Source organism: Paenibacillus sp. CFBP 13594 (genome assembly GCF_014842675.1).
Lineage (GTDB): Bacteria > Bacillota > Bacilli > Paenibacillales > Paenibacillaceae > Paenibacillus > Paenibacillus amylolyticus_B.
In genome coordinates, this window is sequence record NZ_JACYVQ010000002.1 from 25,995 (window position 1) to 48,112 (window position 22,118).

The following is a 22,118-nucleotide window of genomic DNA, read 5'->3' on the forward strand; positions in this document are numbered from 1 at the left end:
CAAGATTTAAGGTGCAGCGAGCCAATCAAACATATTGTTCACTGCTGACTCATGTATTTTCTCGTGAAAATGATGATCCTGCCCGCCATAAGCGTGAAATGTGACATCCGCACCTCGGCGCTTAAGCCAGTGATACATTCGGGTTCCATGGCTATAGTTCACCTGTGTATCTGATGTACCATGCATGATCAGCACCGGACAAGATAGTTTGTTCGCTTTGGATAAGGGAGAACGGGCGAGATAAGCTTCCGGAGCTGTGCGAGGGGAACCACCTAATACCCGCTTCAATGTGCGCCTCAGGTCGGTTCGCTCATGGTAAGTGCGTTCCACATCGGCGACACCGCTCCAAAGAACTAACTTATGTACTTTGTCCGGTCCCTCATTATAGGCAGTTGCGGTATGTACAGCATTAATGGCCCCACGTGAGAACCCCATTAACGATATCCGTGTCCGGTCGACAAAAGGTAAACGCTGCATCAACCGGTATGCGGCATGCACATCTTCGACATCTTTCCCGCCATACTCGTCACGGCCTTCACCACCTTCGTTGCCACGATAGGATGGGGCGAACACGATATAACCTTTATGTACAAATTGCTCAAGCCAAACGGTATTTACCCCGCCATAGCTGCCAAGTCCGCCGCGACAATAGATCAGCACAGGCCATTGTTCCGGTATATTATCCGTATCATGCATTGTTGCAGAAGGGTAGTGGCTGGCGAGTGGTTGCAAATGTAGAGATGTATGTATTGAAGCGAATTTCGGAAAGGCAGAGGAGACAGAGTCGAAATGAGAAGTTTCATATGTCGTGATATCAGGTAATGAACAACCTTGTGGCAGGTATAAATAAGCTTTAACCCGAAGTGTATCGGATGAATACGTCACTTGATAGAGCAGGAAAATCAACCTCTTTCATCGGTAATAACAGGCCAAATGACAGGGATGTTTCTATAGGATGCACGTAAAATAAGTTCCCATACCTTCCACGCTGGATCGCCAGCCCAAATGTGAGAAATTCGTTTATTGGCTCCATATGATTTATAATGGTTCAGGAGACATGTGGATTGACCGCTTGTTCTCATATTCATAAAACTAATTTTAGTGTGCAGAAAGAAAGGGAGAAAGCCATGATGAACGCTCCACATCCAATCGATCAATTCAAGAAATTCAAATATGAAATTACCAGATTTATGATGATCTATAAATTTGCTCTGGATCAAATGGAGACCAAGATTGAAGTCCTGAAGGAAGAATTCCAGTCTCTGCATGATTACAGTCCAATTGAGCATACAAAGTCCAGACTGAAATCTCCTGAGAGCATTATGAACAAGATGTTCCGCAAAAATCATGAGTTAACATTTGAGAGCATCAAGCAAAATATCAAGGATATCGCCGGGGTACGGATTACATGTTCCTTTATCTCGGATATCTATCGCATTAAGGATATGCTGTGCAACCAGAGTGATCTGCGTGTACTGGAGGTCAAAGACTACATCGAGAATCCAAAGCCAAACGGCTACCAAAGCCTTCACCTTCTGGTGGAAGTGCCTGTGTACATGTCCAATGGTGAGGAACGAGCATGTGTGGAGATCCAGATCCGTACAATCGCGATGGATTTCTGGGCGAGTCTGGAGCATAAGATTTTTTATAAATACAATAAGGATGTTCCCGAGCATTTGACCAAGGAACTGAAAAGTGCGGCAGATTCGGCAAATGCACTGGATCAACAGATGGAGCGACTTCACCGGGAAATTCAGGAGATTAAGGACGCCGATAACGAGCGGGATGAAGAAGAGTTGCGCCGTATTATTATTAACAATCAACAGTTCACACTGCCGTCCAACCTGCTCAAGCTACTGGGTAGCGGAGAGTAATATTTGATGAAGAGTACAATGGCTTCATTGAACACAAACTCCACATCCCGTGTACGGATGGCTTTAATTCTGGGGACGTTGTCGGCCTTCGGGCCGTTGTCCCTGGATATGTATTTACCCGCATTACCTACACTGGCTGATGAGTTTGGTTCATCTACTTCGTATGCTCAACTCAGTCTGACGGCGTGTATGATTGGACTTGCGGTTGGACAGTTGCTTGCCGGACCTCTAAGTGATGTACGTGGTCGGCGAACACCGCTCATTGCAGGACTTGTGCTCTATACTATCGCCTCCATACTTTGCCTGGTCAGCCCGACGATGGGCTCTTTTGTTGTGCTGCGGTTCATTCAGGGTGTAGCTGGAGCGGCAGGGATTGTCATCTCGCGCGCAATCGTCAGAGACGTATATTCAGGCCCGGAACTGACACGGTTCTTCTCCCTGTTGATGCTGATTAACGGCGTAGCCCCGATTGCTGCACCGATCATTGGTGGACAAATGTTGACATATACGTCATGGCACGGCGTATTTATTTTGCTTAGCCTCATCGGTATTCTGACGCTGTTGGCTGTTATTTTCGGCCTTGGAGAGACATTGCCCTCCAACCGCAGATCAAGCGGGGGATTGAAACAGACCCTGATTACGTTTCGGCAAATCGCAGGGGATCGTCAGTTTATGGGTTATGCGTTAACCCAGGGGTTCGTAGCCGCTGGCATGTTTGCCTACATATCCGGTTCACCGTTTGTGCTTCAGAAGATATACGGGGTATCGCCGCAAATATTCAGTGTTTGCTTTGCCATAAACGGGCTTGGTATTATTCTGGCCAGTCAGGTTGCCGGCAGACTTGCAGGTAAGGTATCTGAGACCCGGCTGTTAATCGCGGGGCTGCTAACCGCGGCGCTCGGAGGAACTTCACTGCTCATCGCCATTCTGGCTGAGGGTAATCTAATCTCTGTACTGATTCCGTTATTTCTGGTGGTATCCAGTGTTGGGTTGGTCAATACCGCGTCCTTCGCCTTGGCGATGGCCAATCAGGAGAAATCGGCAGGCAGTGCGTCTGCGCTTATTGGTGTGATGACGTTCCTGTTCGGTGGTATTGTCGCTCCCCTCGTAGGTCTCGGGGGAGAAGGCACAGCTGTGCCAATGGGAATCGTTATCGGGTGTGCTGATCTCGGTGCCTTGGTGATTTACTTCCTAATGGTCAGTAGAGGCAGGAAGCGCCAGAACGATCAAGTGTTGAGTTAAATGTACTGATTCTGAACACCTTGCGTTTATGGAGTCTTAAAATAGTGTAAAGTTATTTTGGGTTAAAGAACGAACAAGAGCCTCACTTGGAAGGAATTATGCTTCCAAGTGAGGCTCTTGCTGTAGGTAAGGACAAGTTTAGCAGAGCGCAAACAAAATTTGTGTATTGGACAGTATACCTGGCGTGAGGAATGGATAGAAGTACCCCACCACAAAACCAAACAGATTAATCGCAGGCCACATCAGGTAGACATCATTGTATGTGAAGACAAGGGACCATCGGTTATAGCAAAAGTTGGGCAGCGCACGTTCTTCGTTATCTCGTGGTGCCGCTGTACCCGTCTGTGCAAATTGCACAGCTTGAGTGAGACTTTGCGGCTGTTGCTGGAGGAAGAGCGGAAGCAGACCCGGGCTGCTTTTGATCAGGTTATACAGAAAAAGCATTTCTGCCGGAGGCTGACCTACCGGACGAGGATAGGCACTAAGCAGGGTGGGCAGATTGCCTTGAGTCAGCTGCGCAGGTACGCCCGGTGCTGTACCCGGGATCGTACCTGGAGTGCCTCCAGGGATATATGGACCGGGTCCTCCACCTGGAATGTATGGAGGATAGGAGCCTTGACCGCCAGGTATACCAGGAAACGTTGGACCACCCGGTGTGCCGCCACCGCCTGGGAACAGTGGAGGCAATTGAAAGGAACGGTCTTCTCCATAACTTAGATAAGGGTTATATTCGTAATACATGTACAGAACATCCTTCCTGTCGTCGTATTCTGCATTCAGCATATGGCGGCATCCGCCTATATGTGAATCTCGCCAAGAAGATTTTATGTGATCCACTCGGGACATAATCGGATTGACAACTGGACTGATAACAATTATCATTGTCAATGGAAATGGTCAAATGTACATACGGATATTATATGTATCAATAATAGTATCAATATTTTTGAACATTAAAATCTGTCACAATAACGCCGAATAAGGTGTTCATAATGAAATGAGAGGGGTTAACAAATTGCTTAAGAATAATAGAAAGATGATCATGCTTCTGATTACGGTGATGGTTATGTCCATCTGGTTGGCAGCGTGTGGAGCGAAGCCGGCAGAGAACGGAGCAGCAGGAGAGAAAGATACAACAACGGAGACAGAGACGCAAACAGAATCCGCTACAGCGCGCACATTAACAGATGCAATGGGACACAAAGTAACCATCCCGGCTAATCCGGAGCGTGTCATCGCGTCTTATCTGGAAGACAATTTGGTAACACTAGGTGTTAAGCCAGTTGCTCAGTGGTCGGTAGCCAACGGAATCCAGGAATATCTGCAAAAAGATCTGAATGGTATCCCAACGATTGCTTTTGATCTGCCTTTTGAAGCGGTAACAAGTTTTAACCCGGATCTGATTATTGTTGGTTCTGAAAGTGTGGTTGAAGGAGAAAAATACGAACAGTACAGTAAAATTGCACCTACTTATGTACTTGGCGATGAGATCAATAGCGACTGGCGTAAAACGTTACTGAAAATCGGTGAGATTTTGAATAAGAGTGATGAAGCGCAAAAAGCGCTGGATGATTACGAAGTTAAAGCTACAGAAATCAAGGAAAAGATCAACAACGTTACAGGTGGAACAAAATCAGCAGCGGCCATTTGGTTGGTTAGCGGCAAGTTCTTTATTGTAAGTGACAACGTATCAAGTGGAGAAGTAATGTACAAAGAACTTGGACTTCAAGAGCCTGAAGTTGTAAAAGAAATCTCTGCCAATGCAACAGGTAACTGGTCTTCCATCTCTATGGAGAAGCTGGCGGAAATGGATGTAGACTACTTGTTCTTTGTGAATAGTGATGCAGGTACTGGGGCGGAAGCACTGAAAGATCCAGTGTGGCAAAGTATCCCGGCTGTAAAAAATGGCAATTTGTTTGAATTCACCCGGTCTAGCAGCTGGTTGTATAGTGGAGTTCAAGCGAACCTTCAAATTATGGAAGACATTCAGAACAGCATTGTTAAATAAGAATTCGTCGATATGAAAAAGCATGTTCCTACTCCCTGGTGCAATGGGCACCAGGGAGTTTTTTTGTTAATTCAGCATTTTACGTTATATAATAAATATGAGTGTGTGATCGTGTCTTGAAGTGAAATTGACACTTGTTACACGAGCAGGGAAGGGGATATTACATATGTATACATTGGATCCACGTGAAATAACGGGAAGAGATAACTATAAACTGATGAGTGGTTCGGTGGTGCCACGTCCAATTGCTTTTGTGACAACACGTTCAGATGAGAATGATGTAATCAATGCAGCGCCTTTCAGTTTCTTCAATGTGGTCAGTTCGGACCCACCGCTGTTATCCATATCCATTGCACGTAAAGACGGCATTATGAAAGATACTGCACGTAATGTACTTGCTCATCAAGAACTGGTCGTGCATATATGTGATGAAGCAATCATAGCAGAAGTAAATGAGACAGCAGCTATCCTTGAACCCCATGAAAGTGAGCTTGAACGGACGAAACTGACTACAGTGCCAAGTACAAAGGTCACCGTGCCAGGAATAAAGGAAGCACTTATCCGGATGGAGTGTGAGCTGTATCAGCACATTCCCATTACCAACGATGATGGCAAACCGATGAGTGATCTGTTGCTGGTACGCATAGTGCAGTATCATTTCAGCGAACAAGTCTACAATCCGGACAAGGGCTATATCCTGATGGATCATTTGAAACCAGTCAGCCGACTGGCGGGTAATGATTATGCCAAGCTCGGAGAGAGATTCACCATAATTCGACCTGAATAGTTATGAAAGATCCTATATGTAATTTGTGAAAGGGTTTAACCCTGTTGATAAAGGCGGACAACACATGCGAAACTCGCATAGGTTGTCCGCCTTTTGTTGTGATATGAACATAAACGGGACAGGAAGTGAATAGACTTGTACTATATCCTGCACATTTCTATATGAACCTATTTGATATATAGGATGTTTAAAAAGCCCACTTTTGATTACGAAAGACAAGACTATATAGGGGGTTAAGCCGATGAACCAGCTTGAGGAAAGTACAGGGGCAAGTATTATGGGAATAGGAACGGCGTGGCCTGCCCACCGTATTGAGCAAAAGGATGTATCTGCCCGTCTCGCGCAAGCGCTGGAACATGAGCCAGATGCGAGAAGATGGGCCAAACGGATCTTTAATCAGTGCGGTGTGGAAACTCGGTATACGTGTGAACCGAATCTGCTTGAGCCTGTTGATTCTTGCCGATATTTACCCTTTACCAATGCGGAGGAGGTTCCGACTACATCCGAGCGTATGGGCAAATACAAAGCTGCTGCTGTTCCCCTTGGTCTGGAGGCGGCCGGACAGGCGCTTCAGGACGCAGACGTATCCTCCTCGGAAATTACACATCTCATTACGGTGAGTTGCACGGGGCAATTCCTGCCCGGACTTGATGTTCGGCTGATCCAGCAACTTGAACTGTCACCGCAGATCAACCGGATTCCACTGGTGTTTCAAGGATGTGCAGCCGGTCTGAAGGCGATCCAACTGGCGAATTCCATTGTAACGACAGATCAGAAGGCTACAGTTCTCATCGTGTGCGTGGAACTATGTACACTTCACTTTCAGCCATCTGCCAAACGGGACGACCTGTATGCTGCATCGTTCTTTGGTGATGGTGCCTCTGCCTGTGTTATTGGTGCGTCTGGGACAGACCGCAATGAATGTTTTCGACTAGGCCGTGGATACTCAACGCTGCTCCCGGATTGTACAGAAGAAATGATCTGGGAAGTGGGCAATACAGGCTTTGATCTCTACCTGTCACCACAGATTCCCAAGCTGCTTGGTTTGCATCTCGGTCCAGAGGTAGAACGATTGCTCGAGGGGAGCGGTTTACCGGAAATATGGGCGATACATCCGGGAGGCAGAGGCATCGTGGATGCCGTTCAGAAGCTGTATCAGTTGACAGATGAGCAGGTCTCCTACAGCCGAAACATCCTGCGGGATTATGGCAACCTGTCGTCCGTGACGATTCTTTTTGTTCTTCAAGCCATCCGCGAGGATTATAGACAGAAGGAAGAACATTCCAGTGGGATCGCGCTGGCCTTTGGCCCGGGACTGACAGCAGAGTTACTTCCGTTTACATACATCCCTGCCCCCATAGCGAACAGAACACCTGTGAATCATGGCATCCAATAGTTCGCGAACCCGAGTGAAGGAGATATACACCCCAAGTGGTTGAATGTGCTTATGATCTTACCCTTACCGATGAATATAATCGAATACTAATCTGATCGCAGAGGAGCTTAGGTATGGGTTATCGCAGACTTGCTGCCTTCATCAGCCGATATCCGCGGTTCATTATTCTCTGCTGGGTATTTATCATCGGGATGTCAGCGGTCTGGGCATGGAAGTTACCTGACATTGTTCAAGATCACGGATTAAAACGGGTTCACGGGGATGCGCAAGCGGTTGGACTTGTTCTGGAGGAAGAATTCAGATCTCCTGCTGATCCGGTTATTCTGGTGTTTGAGAAAAAGGAAAATACCTCGCGGTTACAGTTCCGGCAGTGGATCAAGGATCGTTTGACACAGGTTCAAGTGTTGCCTGCGGTAACCTCTATCACATCCCCTTTGGATGCTAGCGAAAGGGTGACGCTGCAAGAGCATAGGGCATATGCCCTTGTGAAGATGGATGTGCCCGCGCATCAGATGGGTCCTCCGCTGGAGCAGTTGCGCGCCGTGCTGGCAACAGACGGTCCAGGTACGGTGCAATTGACTGGAAAGGCAGTCGTGCAGCAGGATGTCAATCATCTGAGCTTTCGTGATCTGGAACGGGCAGAGATGGTGGGACTGCCGATTGCCTTGATCGTTTTGTGTTTTGCATTCAGGGGGCTATATGCCGCGTTGATTGCTGTCATGATGGGGATCAGTGCTGTGATTATCGCTATGGGAGTCACGTCACTCCTTGGTTATCACCTGGAATTGTCCAACTTTATCATTAATGTGATTCCCATGGTGGGCATGGCACTGAGTATAGACTTTGCCCTGATCATTCTGAGCAGGTACAGGGAAGAAGTTCAGCGGGCCTATGAAGATGAAGGCAAAGCTAACGTTACGGGCAGCAGCCTAGATATGCAGAGCGAGATTTTGCGAAGCAAGATTCTTCAGCAAACATTACGTACAGCAGGCAGAGCGGTGTTGTTCTCGGCAGCTTGCGTGCTCCTTGGGCTGCTGGGTTTGCTCTGGATCAGATTGCCGATGTTTCTGAGTGTCTCCTTGGGGGCCATTATTGTTCTGCTCCTATCGCTACTATTAAATGTTACGCTGCTGCCAGCTCTGCTATCACTGTCTGCGAATCGTGTATTCAGGCGAAAGTTATTCCATTGGTTACCTAGAGGTTCAGTCTGGCATCGATGGTCAGCGATGGTCATGAAACGACCAGTCAGTATGGCCATTGGAGGTACGGTTGTGCTGCTCCTGTGTGTTTATCCAGTGCCCCGGCTGGAACTGTCCGTCCCGAATGCTTCTTCACTGCCAGAGAGAATGGAGTCCCGCCAAGCAGCAGAGCAGTTGCAATATGATCTGGGGCAAAAGAATACCTCCGCCATCGAGATCGTGATTGGCGGACAGCAGGAACTGTTAACTGCCTCACACTGGCAGATGGCTCACAACAAAGCCCGTCAGCTACTGCAGGACTCAGGCGTATTGAGCATTGTTTCACCATGGGGCCTATTACAGCCGAATCAAAATGGCTCGCAGAGCCTTTTTCAAATTCCACCGTCGGCGCTCACTCCTTCCATAGAAGGCAAGGAGTCAACCAGGACGACATGGCTGCGTTCAACGGTCTCTGATCATTCGATTCGATTGATAGCCACGGTGCACGGGGAGCCTGGTTCGGAACAGGTTGCAGACTGGCTGGAACGAATGAGGAAGAGCGATTATACACTTGGTTCCACCAACGTAAAACTGCGTTATGGCGGGGAAGCTGCCGAGCAGGTTGAAATCATGCAGGAAGTCACAAGTCAACTGCCCAAAGTGCTAGTATTTGTAGTGGTATCCAATTATCTTGTGTTACTGGCAGCATTCAGATCTCTGCTCATACCAATCAAGGCAATTTTGATGAATCTGCTTAGCTTAGCCGCTTCATTTGGCATATTGGTGTGGGTGTTTAATGAAGGACATCTGGGGATGGAAACGTCAGCCATTGCCATTATGATTCCTGTATTCATTGCAGGATTGGTGTTTGGCATATCCATGGATTATGGTGTGTTTATGCTGAGCCGTATTCAGGAAGTGTATAGACGAACCGGAGACAGTGATGTGGCTGTCCAACAGGGATTGGCTTCTACAGGCCGTCTGGTTACCTCCGCAGCGGCCATTCTGCTTGCGGTGACCGTGCCGTTTGCTTTTGCTGAAGTTGCAGGTGTGAGGCAGCTAGGGATCGGAATCACGGCAGCGGTGTTGATTGACGTTACGTTGATCCGGCTAATACTGGTACCTGCATTGATGAAATTAATGGGCAGGTGGAACTGGTGGTTGCCAGGGCAGATAAAATGAAGGGTATTTCCGTAACCTGTCTTCAGGTTGGAGATATCCTTTTTTTGGCTAGAAATCGTGTGATTCCATTCAAAACAGGCAAACATGTTCAATTCATGGGTGACATCCATGTTCTATAATGGATGGGATTAATTCCATATGACAGTCTTATATCTACGTTATCCTACGAAAAACAGGAGGGACACAGGCCCATGTCTGATATTGAAGCCTATCTACAACAACAAACGAATCTTCGTGGTCGTTCCGCGTATCATGCAGATCAACCCCTGGAGTTATGGCGCAATCAGTTACGTAAACGTGTGAAAGAACGGCTGGGCGGTTTTCCCACGATGGCGGCCGCACTGAATCCTGTCTTACTGGAGCGCATTACATGTGACGGATATATTCGGGAGCGAATTGAAATTACGACCTATGCAGGACTTCGCATGCCTGTGTATTTATTAATTCCGGGTGATGGAAGCATTACCGATAACAAGAGACCTGCTATCGTTGCTTGTCATGGGCATGGCTACGGTAGCCGAGAGATATCGGGTATGGAACCGGATGGGTCGCCACGGACAGGAGAGCCCGGATTACACAAGGACTTTGCTGTAGCGCTTGTGAAGCGTGGTTATGTGGTTGCGGCTCCAGAGCTGCTCGGATTTGGTGATCGAAGATTGGAAGAGGACCGCGATGCGCCACCAGGAGTAAGTTCCTGTACGAAGATTGCTGCGCATCTGCTCATGGTGGGGAAGACCCTCGCCGGTCATAGGGTGTATGAAACAACACGTGTACTGGATTATGTATCGACTCGGCCAGAAGTGGATTCGGAGCGAATTGGAAGCATGGGTATCTCGGGCGGTGGGCTGGTGACTGCATTTACAGCCGCGTTGGATGAACGGTTCCGGGCAACTGTAGTAAGTGGCTATGCTAGTACATTCCAGGGCAGCATACTGGATCGGAACCATTGTCTGGATAACTATGTACCAGGTATCCTGCGTGAAGCGGAGTTGCCGGATCTCATCGGCCTGATTGTGCCAAGGCCACTTTTTATTGAAGCCGGAAGTGATGATCAGGTGTTCCCGATCCATGCAGCGAGAGAAGCGTATGCCCGTTTGACACACATATATGAGCAGGCGGGAGCATCAGAATCACTGGATGCGGATTTCTTTACAGGTGGACATGAGATTAGCGGAGCTAAGGCTTATGACTGGCTTGATCAAGTTCTGTGAAGTGTGGATCGTGCACCAATATAATTCTGATTCGAGAGGAGAATTCAGTGATGAAATGGTCAATATCGGTAAAGCTTCTGCTCTGTTTTGTTCTGTTTGCGAGTACAATGGGCATCGGTCTGGGAAGCAATGAAGGGCAAGTCGCCGAAGCGGCAACGGACAATTACAGATTTGATTTTGGTTCGGGCGCTGTTGAGAGCGGTTACACAGGCGTGTCCGCAGGAGATGCCTATACGCCTACGAAAGGTTATGGCTTCAACACACCTGCACAGATGAGGAATGTGTCTGCCTCAGGAAGCGGGGTTAAGAGTGACGCTGTGCAGTTTCTGACGTACGGTACCAAGAGCACCAATACCTTCAATGTGAATCTGTCCAATGGACTATATGAAGTTAAAGTGGTCCTAGGCAATACTGCCAGAGCCAGCGTGGCTGCAGAAGGTGTCTACCAGATCATCAATATGACGGGAAACGGGGCAACGGACCAGTTTCAAATTCCGGTGACTGACGGGCAATTAAACCTGCTGGTTACAGAAGGAAAGACAGGTACGGCCTTCACACTTAGTGCACTCGAAATCCGGAAGTTATCCAATCAGACCGTTACCAACCGCACGATCTACATTGGTGGTGACTCAACAGTTTGTAATTACTATCCGCTGGGTAGCAGTGTACAAGGAGGTTGGGGACAGCTGTTTCCGTCCTATGTGAACAATTCCACCTTCCAGGTTCGAAATATGGCGTCAAGTGGTCAATTTGCGAGAGGTTTCCGCGATGATGGTCAGATGGAAGCGATTCTGAAGTATATCAAGCCGGGAGACTATTTTATTTTGCAATTTGGAATTAACGATACCAATGCCAAGAATAATACAACGGAGGCGCAGTTCAAAGAGATTATGCGGGATATGGTGCGTCTGGCGAAAAACAAAGGAGCAACGGTTATCCTCTCCACGCCTCAGGGCCGGGCAACAGACTTTAATACAGCGAATGTACATCAAGCGGAGAACCGCTGGTACAATCAATCCACACGTGCACTCGCTCAGGAAGAGGGGGTTACCCTTCTTGAACTGAACAAGCTGAGTTCTGCCTATTTCACGTCTATTGGTCCAGCAGCAACACTTGCTCTGTATATGACAGGGGATAGTCTGCATCCGAATCGTCAAGGGGCTGCGGAGCTTGCACGTATTGTGGCTGCGGATCTAAGAAGACAGGGACTGAATGGATTCTGACTTTACTACTTAATCAATCTGCATAATCAGTGTTGATCCGTTTATGAAAAATTAAAAAATACCCCCGGGAACATGCCGCGAAACGGGAGGCTGATCCTTGGGGGTATTTTTTATGCCCAGGCTGGGGATTACTCCATCATATCCTTGGCTTCATGGTTCACTTTTTTACCTTTTAACAAGGGTTCCAGTTCATCTTGAACGCTCTGCTCCCAGAGTGGCACATCTGTGCGATAGGCGGCCCGTCCGTTCAGATGTCCGGCGACAGGAGCCGTAATGAATACAAACAGAATACCTAACAACAAGCGGGCACTGATATAGTTATCGAAGTACCAGAAGTAGAAAAATGTAGCGCTTAGTACACAGAACACGCCAAGTGTCATACTTTTGGTTGCGGCATGGGCACGTAGATATACATCAGGCAGACGGATAAGTCCGAATGCACTGAGTGCACTGAGTAGTGCACCGAGCAGTACGAGTAAACCTATAGCGGTTTCAGTGGTTACCTTAACGATCTCCATCATTTTTGAATACCGCCCCCCGTTCAATATAACGTGCAAATGCCACTGTACTTAGAAAAGCCAGAATGCCAATCAGCAAGATGATATCCAGATAGGCCTGGGTTTGCAACATCATCGACAGTACGGCAACGATAGCAATCACATTGATGCCAATGGTATCCAATGCTGTAATCCGATCAGCCATGGATGGTCCCCGAAGCACCCTGTACAAGCACCCTAGTATGGCTAAGGAGAGAATGAGCAATGAGATGAACAACAGTGAGGATAACATTAACGCGTCACCTCCATAATTGCTTTTTCGAATGTGTTTTGAATATTATCTCTCATTTTCTGTTCATCCTTGATATCCAGCGCGTGGATAAACAGTTTGCGTTGATTACCCGAGATCTCAAGTGGCAGAGAACCTGGTGTTAATGAAATAAGCAGACAGAGCAGGGTGACCTCCCAATCCGAGGACAATTGAGTTTTATACGTAAAAATACCGGGCCTTATGTCGAGCTTGGGCTTGATAATCTGGCGTATAACCTCAATGCTGGCTCGCACCAGTTCCTTGAACAGCAATGTAATCAGTTTGAAGATGGCCCAGACTCGCACTATATAGAAGCGCTGGGGGAAGAATCTGCGCATTCCCCCGATAAGAAGCAGTCCGAGCAGGTAACCTATGAGAAAACCAACACCATTCCAGGCGTTGTTCAGAAACATCCATACAAAAGCAATGATAAGATTCAGTACAATCTGAAAGGCCATAGACATCTACTCCTTCAATACGGCATCAATATAAATATTGGGATGCAGTAGAATATCGCCTGCGCGGGAGGTCAGTTGGAACATGCCTTCAGCCCCCACACCCATTACGATGATGAATACAAACAGAATTCCGGCAGGAATCAGCAGGCCGTTCACCGCGTATGGGCGTCTGGCAACCCCGGCTGGCGCTTCGCCCCAGAACGCTTGTATGAAGATGCGCAGTACCGAATATAACATCAACAAGCTCGAAAGTACCGCAATGCCGGTCAGACCATACAAGCCTGCCTGCAAGCCACCTTCAAAGAGAAGCAACTTCCCCGGAAAACCACTGAATGGAGGCAAGCCCGCCAAGGCAAGTGCACTAATGAAAAACATCCAGCCGAGCAGCGGATAGCGATGGATCAGCCCGCCCATGTTGTCCAGTTTGGATGTTCCTGCAACAGCGATCAAGGCACCGCCGAGCAGGAAGAGCAATGTTTTGATCAACATGTCATGCAGCATGTAGAAGAGCAGACCTTCCAGCGCAGGGCGACTGGCTGAAGCCATACCAAAAGCGACAAAACCTACACCTGCGACCACGTTGTAGATGAGAATTTTGTTCACATCGCGGTAGGAGATCGCACCGATGACACCAAGGACCATCGTAGCACCAGCCATCCATCCGATCAGGGTATGGAAGAAATCAGGATCATGATAGAAGATCAGTGTGAATGTTCGCACAATCGCGTACAAGCCAACCTTGGTAAGCAATCCTGCGAACAATGCAGTGACGACGGCAGGTGGTGCCGCATAAGAGCCCGACAACCAGAAGAACAGGAACAGCCCGGCCTTGATGCTAAATACGATCAGAAAGAGAACAGCAATTAAGGTAATGACTCCGCTCTGTCCCACTTCAGCAATTTTGACGGACAAGTCTGCCATGTTCAGTGTGCCAGTTATGGAGTAGAGGAAGCCGATGGAAGCGACAAAAAGAGCTGAAGAAACGATGTTAATCAAGACATATTTAATCGTTTCCCGAAGCTGTCTTTCCGTACCACCCAATACAATCAGTGCATAGGAAGAGATGAGCATCAGTTCAAAGCAAACAAATAGGTTGAACAAATCTCCGGTTAGGAATGAACCGTTAACTCCTGCAATCAGAAAATGGAAGAACGGATAGAAGTGATGTTCTTCTCGCTCCTTGTTCACACTGCGGAATGCATAAAGCAGACAAGCCAGCGCAATGATGGAAGCAGCAACAACAAGCAAGGCAGACACCATGTCAGCTACTAGCACAATGCCATAGGGAGGTGCCCATCCGCCCATATTAAGCGTTAGTACTCCATTTTGAGTCACACGAGTAATGAGTATCGTCGAGACCGCTGCTGTAAACAAAAGTCCGATGACACTAATGATCCGTTGGATATTTGTCTTTCGGAAAAAGAGCAAAGCCAGAACACCTGTAACCAAAGGCAACAGAATTGGCAGAACGACGAGATTATTCATATGGGCGCCCCCTTACTTCTTCCATATCGTCTGTTTTTAACTTCAGATAAGAACGATAGGAGAGAACAAAGAAGAACGCAGTGAGTCCAAAATTAATTACAATTGAAGTTAGTATCAAAGCCTGAGGAAGAGGATCGACATAACGTTCAGCCATCTCCCCAAGCAGTGGTGGTGCCCCGGTTTTGAGACGTGACATGGTGATCAAGAGCAGATGCACGCCATGGGTTAGTATGGACATGCCAAGTACGATACGGAGCAGGCTCCGCGACAAGATTAAAAAGACGGCAACCGCAAACAGAATGCCAACGGCTACGCACATCAATATTTCCATATCAGCGATCCTCCCCGATCTGTAGAATGATGGTCATGGTGACACCCAGGACAGCCAGATACACGCCAAGATCAAACAGCATGGCCGTGGCGAGTTCTGTCTCTCCCAGCAAAGGAAGTTCGAAATAACCGAAGGTTTGGCTTAAGAATGGAACTCCGAATATAAATGAACCTGCACCTGTCAGTAACGCTATACCCAATCCGATCCCAGTTAGAACACGGAAGTCAACGGGTAACGCTTTGCGTATCGTATCTGTACTGAATGCCAGGGCAATCAATACGAGCGCCGCCGCTGTTACCAAGCCGCCGATGAAACCTCCGCCCGGATTGTGGTGTCCTGCGAAGAACAGGTGCATGGCAAACGTTAGAATGATGAACACAACGACCTTGGTGGTTGTTTGCAGCAATACATCATTACTCTGCAAAGGTACAGTATCCCACGAGGATGAGCTCCGTTCCCGGTTACCATACTTTTTCGTATTGTCCGCTTCATCATCCAGAGCAGGTTCGGACTCCTGACTTTCGTCCTTCTTACGGAACTTCAAGCGAGCTCCGAGATCTTTCGCTTCGAGGTTCAGATTAATCATGGAGTAGATGGATAATGAAGCAACGCCAAGCACCATAATCTCCAATAACGTATCGAAGCCACGGAAATCAACCAATAAGACGTTCACGACATTTTTACCACCCGCAGACTCATACGCTTCCTGAAGGAAAAAGGTAGAAATGCTATCCAGTGATGCTGTTCCGCTTGCAGCTAGAGCTACAAAGGTCATCACAACTCCGACTGCAATCGCTACGATCATATTTACCGTGAGATAACTGCGGCTTGATTTGCCACGTTGCAATTCAGGCAGATGGTAGAAGCAAAGCAGGAACAATGCAACGGATACGGTCTCAACAATCATCTGTGTCAATGCCAGATCCGGCGCCCGGAAGAGTACAAACAGCAGGGTTACGATGTAACCAACCGCGCCCGTCATAATGACTGCCGACAGTCTGTTTTTGGCAAAAGGAATTGAAACCGCAGCACCGATGAGCGTGACTAGCAGAACGACCTCATAAAATGAGAAAGGTGCATTGCCCTGCAGATTCCAGGTGATATTCTCTCCTGAACGGAAGAAGGCATAGACCAACAAGGCGACCGTGAATGAAAAAATGTAAACCAGATAATTACGAACCGAGCCATTCATATAGGCTTCCGTCCATTTGCGTGCATAATGCTGGAGATTATCCAATACAACATGGTACATATTGTTAATGGTTAATCCTTGTGGATAGTGCTCATAAATATTCCTCCATCGTGGCAACAGCTTGTAGAGAGTGATTCCGAGAATCACAACTCCGATCGTCATAATCAGTTCCGGAGTCCATCCATGCCACAGGGAGAAATGTACATCGAAGCGCTCATTCCCATTCAAGAGGGATGGAAGCACAGCGGCCATGGCCGGTTCAATCAGTGATCCGGCCAGCAGATTCGGGAAGAGTCCGAATACAACGACAAGAACACCTAGAACAACGGGCGGAATGAGCATACCAGCGGGCGCTTCGTGCAGCTTCTCGGCAGGGATCTCGCTTTGGCTACGACCGAGGAATGTTTTGAACACGATAATAAGCGCATAGATCAGGGTAAACACACTTGCAAGCCAAGCGAATACCGGCAATAGAACACTCCAGGACCCAAGTCCAAAGATTCGCAGATGCGTGACTTCCACCATCGCCTGGAAGAATAGCTCCTTGCTCAGGAATCCGTTGAACGGCGGAATACCCGCCATGGCAAGTGAACCGATCAATGCCACGGTGAATGTAATTGGCATGAATGAAGCAAGTCCACCGAGCTTCCGAATGTCACGTGTACCCGTTTCATGATCAACAATCCCTACGACCATGAACAGAGCGGCCTTGAAGGTCGCATGATTAAACAGGTGAAGCAGCGCAGCGGTTATTGCCACGGTGTACATCGCAGAGGACTCGCCATATCCGAAGTAGAGAGCAGCAGATCCAACCCCTAACAGGGACATGATCAGACCAAGTTGAGAGATGGTCGAATAGGCGAGAATCGCTTTGAGGTCGTTTTTTTTCACCGCCAGGAATGATCCATAACACAAAGTCAGAAGACCAACGCCAGTAACGAGCCAGAACCAGAGTCCCTGTCCACCGAAGATCGGTGTAAACCGGGCCACAACGTACAGTCCGGCCTTGACCATGGTGGCTGAGTGAAGATAGGCACTAACAGGTGTTGGAGCTTCCATGGCATCCGGCAACCAGATATGAAACGGGAACTGAGCTGACTTGGTGAAAGCTCCAATCAGGATCAAGATAAGTGCGGGTAGAAATAGTGCGCTTTCCTGAAACTGACCCAATCCTGCAATGGTTGCACGAATACTGAACGTTCCGGTAATGAGATACATCATCATGAATCCGGTAAGCATGGCGAAACCGCCAAATACCGTAATCAGGAATGATTTTTGTGCTCCTGAAGTCGAGGCTTTACGTTTGTAATGGAATGCAATCAACAGGAACGACGTAATACTGGTCAATTCCCAGAATCCGTAGAGCACGATCATATTATCAGACAACACCACGCCCAACATGGCTCCCATGAACATCAACAGATACAGGTAGAAACGGTTCAGCGCTTCTTTCATATCCATGTAGAAGATGGAGTAGAGAACAACGAGGACACCGATTCCGGTGATTAGCAGTGTCAACATGAGGCTCAGACCGTCCAGATAAAGGTTAAATCCAATGTCCAGTGAAGGAATCCACGGGATATTTCCGGCTACGGTATTGCGCTGTGACACAGCGGGTATGAGACTCGCAAAGTATACAAATAATAGTGCCGGGACAAGGAGAACCGGCCATCCCAAATGGTTTTTACGGAAGAAACGATGCAGCATGGCAAGAAGAATGCCAGCGGCAAAAGGCAGAATAACAGCAACATGAAGCAGGCTCAACATTACACCCCCAATGTTTAGTATTTCGATTACTCTCTCTGTGACATACAGGCGCATGATCCTTTGAAGGATATGCTTGCTCTCTATATTCATAACCCAAGTATGTATATACAGAATCGTGTCTATTCTTTGAATGGAAGAAACACGGTGAAGATTTCAGTATAATATTGTATGGGCATGTATAATAAAAAAACACACAAGTTCCGATAAATATGAAAACGATTAGGTGACATTCCGTGTACTCTTTACAGCATAGTTATGTTGAAAAGCAAGATGGTTTCACCGTGTAATGGAGGAAATAATGTCATTCAAAATTAGAACTGTGCTTACTGTCATCTTTGCTGTGTTATCCTTGCTGGTTACTCTGACGATTGGGTCTATTTTTAGCCAAAAGTCATTTGTTGCTGTAGAGACTGAGATTGGTCACTCGCTTACAGGCACGGCCTCACAGGCTTCGGACAAGCTGGATCGATTCATGTCCGCTCGCGCGGGTGAACTGGACCTGCTGGGTCAAATGGCTTCGTTGGAAGATGGATTTCAACCTGATGAGATTCAGATGCTGCTGGATCAGTTACAAGATAGCTTTCCCTCATTCTCATGGGTTGGATTCATGGACCCGAAGGGAAAAGTGTTAGCTGCCACGGATGGTATCTTGCTTGGGGAAAATTTATCAGAGCGACCTGTGTATCAGGAGGGAATCAAGGGTAAATTCATTGGAGATGTGCATAATGCAGTACTTCTTGCCAAGCTGCTTCCGAATCCAACGGAAGAGCCGTTGCAATTTGTTGATATCAGTTTTCCGCTGAAGGATAGCAAGGGACATATTCAGGGTGTGCTCGCTGCACATTTAAGTTGGGAATGGGCGAAGGAAGTCGAAGAGTCCGTGCTTGCCCCATTGAAAAGGGAAGAAAAAGACATTGAGTTCTTTATCGTAAGCAAAAAGGAACGTACAGTGCTGTTGGGGCCGAAGGAATGGATCGGTAAACCGTTGGCATTGCCCGGCATCGAAGAGGCCCAGCGCAACAAAAGCAGCTGGTCCATTGAAGAGTGGCCAGATGGTAAGGAATATGTGACAGGATTTGCCTACAGCCAGGGTCATCTGGATTATCCCGGATTAGGCTGGACCGTAGTCATTCGTCAAGTCAAGTCATCTGCTTTTGCTTCTGTGTTTGACCTGATGTGGTTTAATGTGTGGTCGGGACTCGCCGTTACCGTACTGTTTGCACTGATTGGCTGGTTTGTCTCACGTCTGATCTCTGCCCCACTTGTGCGTCTTACCAGAGTAGCCAATCGACTGCGTGCAGGGGAAGAGCTTGAAATTCCTGCGATTAAAGGGATTAAGGAGATTGAAGTGTTGTCCCGTTCGCTTCGGGATATGCTGACCTCTCTTATGAATAAAAACTCGGAGCTGGTCGTGATGCAGAATCTGGCGCATTTTGATCAGTTGACTAGTCTGCCGAATCGCACTGCCCTAGAAGTGTATCTGGAGGAGTCTCTGGAGACTGAAAGTGAAAATCACACGCTGACTTTTCTCTATCTGGATCTCGATGGATTCAAACGGGTCAACGATACACTTGGACATCAAACTGGAGATGTGCTACTACAGAAAGTGGCCCAGCGACTGTCTGCTCTTGGTCAGGAGAAGGGTATAACGGTCCGATTGGGCGGAGATGAATTCCTGATTGTACTTCAGTCTGTTGGAAGTCATCCGAGGGAAGAAGCCATGGCTTATGCAGAAGCCATCATTCAAAGTCTGAACAAGCCGTTTATTATCGAATACGAGCGAATTCGAATTGGATGTAGCATTGGAGGTGCTGAGTATCCAACCAACAGCGACAATCCAAGTGAGATTATCCGGATGGCGGACGAAGCTTTGTATGAGTCCAAACGTGCAGGCAAGAACAGAATGACATTTTATTCCGAGTTGAAGCAGGATCGTTAGCGTATAATAATATTAGCTCGGTTATCCCAATCACCTTTGTACGAATGTGGCTATAGACAAGGAGGGGTGAAATGTCTGGAAAATATACAACTGTACCTTATGGTTATGAGCCACCTGTGGCCAGCCGCAAAGGCACACTGACTTTTTATGACTCGTTTGAACATGTGACCGATGAGCAACTTGAACGCGCCGCTGCAAAGGCGGACACTCGTTCATTCATACAGCTTGTGCTGTATCCTTTACACGAGAGCACGTTTAAACGAATGAGCAAGGATACGATACAGGCATATTACAAAAGAGAAGACCGCCTGCATGATTGGCGTCGGGAACATCCAACTTCACGTATACGTGTGGAGGGGCTTGAGGGCAAGAGAAAGAAATATACACCTGTGGATAGCGCTCTGCGTCATATTACTGCGGAATATCCAGCCCCTCACTTTCTTTATTTGACGATAGAGATGGCAAATCTGTTTGCTTCATTTGATTCCTTCAAGGATTGGATCAAAGAGCTGCGTCTCATCATTGACGGATCGTCCGAATACCTGCATCCGATGCTGGAGCAAAATCGTCATCGCTGGGAATGGGCGGAATGAAAACATAGACGTATGAAGAAGATCGGCCTGCTGATCATATTCGACCCAAAAAAAGTTGTGTTGTACAGACCGGAATTCCGGTGTACAGCACAACTTTTTTATTTATATTTTCTCTACGAAGGACGAAGTCAGGTCAAGTGATGTTACGGTTTTATTTTTACCTGTTCGTTTGGCGGCATACAGACAGGTATCCACTTCCTCGAACAATTTGTCTTTGGTTAGATTAGGGCTGTAGCTTTTGAGACCGATACTTACGGTGATGGAAGCTCCTTCAAGTTCCAGATGGCCCATCAGGGCAATCTTCTGACGAATCTGTTCCACCAAGGCATAGGCCTGCTTGAAAGATTGCTCAAACATCAATAAGGCGAACTCTTCGCCTCCGTACCGTGCTGCAATATCACTTGAGGTAATGGTTTCCTGAATGATCAGGGACACTTTCTCCAGAATGATGTCTCCAACCCGATGACCATACGTATCATTAATGGATTTGAAGTCATCAATATCGATCAGGGCCAGATGCATACTCATGCCACTGTTGGCATACTCAAATGCTTTTTCATAATAATCCTTGAATGAGCTTTGATTATAAAGGTTGGTTAAACCGTCTGTTTTGGACTGTTTGGTCATAATGGCATTTCGCACAATAAGGTCCTGCTTGGCAAGCATGCTGGCCTGAAGATCATCAAGCACCTCAACGCCGCTGGTTACGATAACCTGTGCTACATATGTACCTAGGATTAGAAAAGCAGGAATGGATACCATGTCAAATGAAGACAGGTACAACCGGTAGGCCGGATCGAACAAAACCAGAAAGTAACCAGTCATCTGCATCAGAAAGACAATCCAGACTCTCTTTTTACTGAAGAACAGCACCGAAGCAAAGATGGGCAACAGACAGATTGCTAATATAATCCGAATGTCATAATTGACATGAATAATTGTCCAGGCGATAACCGTGCTGGCTATAGACATGGTGTAAAAGGAATATGAACTGAAGCGCCGATCAACCCAACTTGCGAACAAAATGCATGAACTGCTGACGGCCGTAGGCCAGAACAGGACATTCATCAAGAAATCTATCGGTGTACGATCATACTCCAGAAACAGGAAACAGCCAATCTGAATGGCGAAATGTGCAATGATGACTATCCAGTAGGCATGGAGCATTTTTTGAATCCATTTGGAATGTTTGAACTCGTACTCTGTTGGAATGTGGCTATTGTGCGTATGGAAACCTTTCATATATCACCGCTGACTGCATCATAATGGTACGACAGAATTACTCTCGTATAAGATAATTATAAATCACAATGAACAAAACGCAAATGTGTTTAACTGTTATGTGAGAACAAGACTCACATAATTTTCGAGTTATCACAAACTTTTTATGGAGGACAAACAAAACTCAACAATACACTCATAGACTATATACATGGCTCCGTTCC

At 47.3% G+C, this 22,118-nt stretch carries 19 protein-coding genes; 10 read left to right on the plus strand and 9 right to left on the minus strand.

Annotation, left to right across the window (positions count from 1 at the left end):
* Nucleotides 1-6: 6 nt before the first annotated feature.
* On the minus strand, nt 7-885 hold the full coding sequence (locus tag IFU39_RS07600; RefSeq protein ID WP_091017721.1) for a prolyl oligopeptidase family serine peptidase: 879 nt from the start codon (nt 883-885) through the stop codon (nt 7-9).
* A 245-nt stretch (nt 886-1,130) separates the two neighbouring features.
* Between IFU39_RS07600 and IFU39_RS07605 the strand changes: the two genes are divergently transcribed.
* On the plus strand, nt 1,131-1,874 hold the full coding sequence (locus IFU39_RS07605) for a GTP pyrophosphokinase (RefSeq protein WP_105598476.1): 744 nt from the start codon (nt 1,131-1,133) through the stop codon (nt 1,872-1,874).
* Nucleotides 1,875-1,880: 6 nt separating this feature from the next.
* Entirely contained in the window at nt 1,881-3,116 is a 1,236-nt protein-coding gene (locus IFU39_RS07610) for a multidrug effflux MFS transporter (protein ID WP_192132037.1), read from the plus strand.
* A gap of 138 nt (nt 3,117-3,254) precedes the next feature.
* On the opposite strand, the gene IFU39_RS07615 is transcribed toward IFU39_RS07610, so the two are convergent.
* Entirely contained in the window at nt 3,255-3,899 is a 645-nt protein-coding gene (locus IFU39_RS07615) for a hypothetical protein (RefSeq protein WP_192132039.1), read from the minus strand.
* A gap of 232 nt (nt 3,900-4,131) precedes the next feature.
* Between IFU39_RS07615 and IFU39_RS07620 the strand changes: the two genes are divergently transcribed.
* The 6 genes from IFU39_RS07620 (at nt 4,132) to IFU39_RS07645 (ending at nt 12,101) form a co-directional block, all read left to right on the plus strand.
* Complete coding sequence (locus IFU39_RS07620; protein ID WP_244660926.1) at nt 4,132-5,124, plus strand: iron-hydroxamate ABC transporter substrate-binding protein; 993 nt, start codon at nt 4,132-4,134, stop codon at nt 5,122-5,124.
* 166 nt (nt 5,125-5,290) lie between these two features.
* Nucleotides 5,291-5,911, plus strand: coding sequence for a flavin reductase family protein (locus tag IFU39_RS07625; RefSeq protein ID WP_192132043.1), 621 nt, complete (start codon nt 5,291-5,293; stop codon nt 5,909-5,911).
* Between the two features lie 241 nt (nt 5,912-6,152).
* A complete protein-coding gene (locus IFU39_RS07630; protein WP_192132044.1) occupies nt 6,153-7,307 on the plus strand; it encodes a type III polyketide synthase in 1,155 nt (384 codons plus the stop codon).
* 113 nt (nt 7,308-7,420) lie between these two features.
* Complete coding sequence (locus tag IFU39_RS07635) at nt 7,421-9,667, plus strand: MMPL family transporter (protein WP_192132046.1); 2,247 nt, start codon at nt 7,421-7,423, stop codon at nt 9,665-9,667.
* Between the two features lie 191 nt (nt 9,668-9,858).
* Complete coding sequence (locus IFU39_RS07640; protein ID WP_192132048.1) at nt 9,859-10,878, plus strand: dienelactone hydrolase family protein; 1,020 nt, start codon at nt 9,859-9,861, stop codon at nt 10,876-10,878.
* 107 nt (nt 10,879-10,985) lie between these two features.
* Nucleotides 10,986-12,101 carry a rhamnogalacturonan acetylesterase gene (locus IFU39_RS07645; RefSeq protein ID WP_244660938.1) on the plus strand — a complete coding sequence of 372 codons (1,116 nt, stop codon included), beginning with the start codon at nt 10,986-10,988 and terminating at the stop codon, nt 12,099-12,101.
* Nucleotides 12,102-12,229: 128 nt separating this feature from the next.
* On the opposite strand, the gene mnhG is transcribed toward IFU39_RS07645, so the two are convergent.
* The 6 genes from mnhG to IFU39_RS07675 are packed head-to-tail and all read right to left on the minus strand — an operon-like array spanning nt 12,230 to nt 18,138.
* Nucleotides 12,230-12,622: a monovalent cation/H(+) antiporter subunit G gene (gene mnhG / locus IFU39_RS07650; protein ID WP_074094788.1), complete on the minus strand. Its 393-nt coding sequence runs from the start codon at nt 12,620-12,622 to the stop codon at nt 12,230-12,232.
* Nucleotides 12,606-12,890: a Na(+)/H(+) antiporter subunit F1 gene (locus tag IFU39_RS07655; RefSeq protein WP_017688855.1), complete on the minus strand. Its 285-nt coding sequence runs from the start codon at nt 12,888-12,890 to the stop codon at nt 12,606-12,608. Before IFU39_RS07655 ends, mnhG begins: the two co-directional genes overlap by 17 nt.
* The gene (locus tag IFU39_RS07660; protein WP_091016876.1) at nt 12,890-13,366 is read right to left on the minus strand and encodes a Na+/H+ antiporter subunit E; all 477 of its coding nucleotides are present in this window, start codon (nt 13,364-13,366) and stop codon (nt 12,890-12,892) included. The genes IFU39_RS07655 and IFU39_RS07660 overlap by 1 nt, the downstream gene beginning before the upstream one ends.
* Nucleotides 13,367-13,372: 6 nt before the next feature.
* Nucleotides 13,373-14,851, minus strand: a complete 1,479-nt coding sequence (locus IFU39_RS07665) for a Na+/H+ antiporter subunit D (protein ID WP_192132052.1) — start codon at nt 14,849-14,851, stop codon at nt 13,373-13,375.
* Entirely contained in the window at nt 14,844-15,182 is a 339-nt protein-coding gene (locus tag IFU39_RS07670) for a Na(+)/H(+) antiporter subunit C (protein WP_036670645.1), read from the minus strand. The genes IFU39_RS07665 and IFU39_RS07670 overlap by 8 nt, the downstream gene beginning before the upstream one ends.
* A gap of 1 nt (nt 15,183) precedes the next feature.
* A complete protein-coding gene (locus IFU39_RS07675) occupies nt 15,184-18,138 on the minus strand; it encodes a Na+/H+ antiporter subunit A (protein ID WP_192132054.1) in 2,955 nt (984 codons plus the stop codon).
* Between the two features lie 301 nt (nt 18,139-18,439).
* Here IFU39_RS07675 and IFU39_RS07680 point away from each other — a divergent pair, with 301 nt between their 5' ends.
* Both IFU39_RS07680 and IFU39_RS07685 read left to right on the plus strand, forming a co-directional pair.
* Nucleotides 18,440-20,080 carry a sensor domain-containing diguanylate cyclase gene (locus IFU39_RS07680; RefSeq protein WP_192132056.1) on the plus strand — a complete coding sequence of 547 codons (1,641 nt, stop codon included), beginning with the start codon at nt 18,440-18,442 and terminating at the stop codon, nt 20,078-20,080.
* A 71-nt stretch (nt 20,081-20,151) separates the two neighbouring features.
* The gene (locus IFU39_RS07685) at nt 20,152-20,673 is read left to right on the plus strand and encodes a hypothetical protein (protein ID WP_192132059.1); all 522 of its coding nucleotides are present in this window, start codon (nt 20,152-20,154) and stop codon (nt 20,671-20,673) included.
* A gap of 102 nt (nt 20,674-20,775) precedes the next feature.
* Here IFU39_RS07685 and IFU39_RS07690 read toward each other — a convergent pair whose 3' ends face one another.
* Nucleotides 20,776-21,915 carry a GGDEF domain-containing protein gene (locus IFU39_RS07690; RefSeq protein ID WP_192132061.1) on the minus strand — a complete coding sequence of 380 codons (1,140 nt, stop codon included), beginning with the start codon at nt 21,913-21,915 and terminating at the stop codon, nt 20,776-20,778.
* Between the last annotated feature and the right edge of the window lie 203 nt (nt 21,916-22,118).

What these genes read in the sequence shown, in the direction of transcription:
- mnhG (WP_074094788.1), bottom strand. Translation starts at nt 12,622, where the DNA reads ATGATGGAGATCGTTAAGGTAACCACTGAAACCGCTATAGGTTTACTC.
- IFU39_RS07680 (WP_192132056.1), top strand. Translation starts at nt 18,440, where the DNA reads ATGTCATTCAAAATTAGAACTGTGCTTACTGTCATCTTTGCTGTGTTA.
- IFU39_RS07660 (WP_091016876.1), bottom strand. Translation starts at nt 13,366, where the DNA reads ATGGCCTTTCAGATTGTACTGAATCTTATCATTGCTTTTGTATGGATG.
- IFU39_RS07610 (WP_192132037.1), top strand. Translation starts at nt 1,881, where the DNA reads ATGAAGAGTACAATGGCTTCATTGAACACAAACTCCACATCCCGTGTA.
- IFU39_RS07640 (WP_192132048.1), top strand. Translation starts at nt 9,859, where the DNA reads ATGTCTGATATTGAAGCCTATCTACAACAACAAACGAATCTTCGTGGT.
- IFU39_RS07630 (WP_192132044.1), top strand. Translation starts at nt 6,153, where the DNA reads ATGAACCAGCTTGAGGAAAGTACAGGGGCAAGTATTATGGGAATAGGA.
- IFU39_RS07645 (WP_244660938.1), top strand. Translation starts at nt 10,986, where the DNA reads ATGGGCATCGGTCTGGGAAGCAATGAAGGGCAAGTCGCCGAAGCGGCA.
- IFU39_RS07625 (WP_192132043.1), top strand. Translation starts at nt 5,291, where the DNA reads ATGTATACATTGGATCCACGTGAAATAACGGGAAGAGATAACTATAAA.
- IFU39_RS07685 (WP_192132059.1), top strand. Translation starts at nt 20,152, where the DNA reads ATGTCTGGAAAATATACAACTGTACCTTATGGTTATGAGCCACCTGTG.
- IFU39_RS07635 (WP_192132046.1), top strand. Translation starts at nt 7,421, where the DNA reads ATGGGTTATCGCAGACTTGCTGCCTTCATCAGCCGATATCCGCGGTTC.
- IFU39_RS07655 (WP_017688855.1), bottom strand. Translation starts at nt 12,890, where the DNA reads ATGTTATCCTCACTGTTGTTCATCTCATTGCTCATTCTCTCCTTAGCC.
- IFU39_RS07605 (WP_105598476.1), top strand. Translation starts at nt 1,131, where the DNA reads ATGAACGCTCCACATCCAATCGATCAATTCAAGAAATTCAAATATGAA.
- IFU39_RS07690 (WP_192132061.1), bottom strand. Translation starts at nt 21,915, where the DNA reads ATGAAAGGTTTCCATACGCACAATAGCCACATTCCAACAGAGTACGAG.
- IFU39_RS07615 (WP_192132039.1), bottom strand. Translation starts at nt 3,899, where the DNA reads ATGCTGAATGCAGAATACGACGACAGGAAGGATGTTCTGTACATGTAT.
- IFU39_RS07665 (WP_192132052.1), bottom strand. Translation starts at nt 14,851, where the DNA reads ATGAATAATCTCGTCGTTCTGCCAATTCTGTTGCCTTTGGTTACAGGT.
- IFU39_RS07670 (WP_036670645.1), bottom strand. Translation starts at nt 15,182, where the DNA reads ATGGAAATATTGATGTGCGTAGCCGTTGGCATTCTGTTTGCGGTTGCC.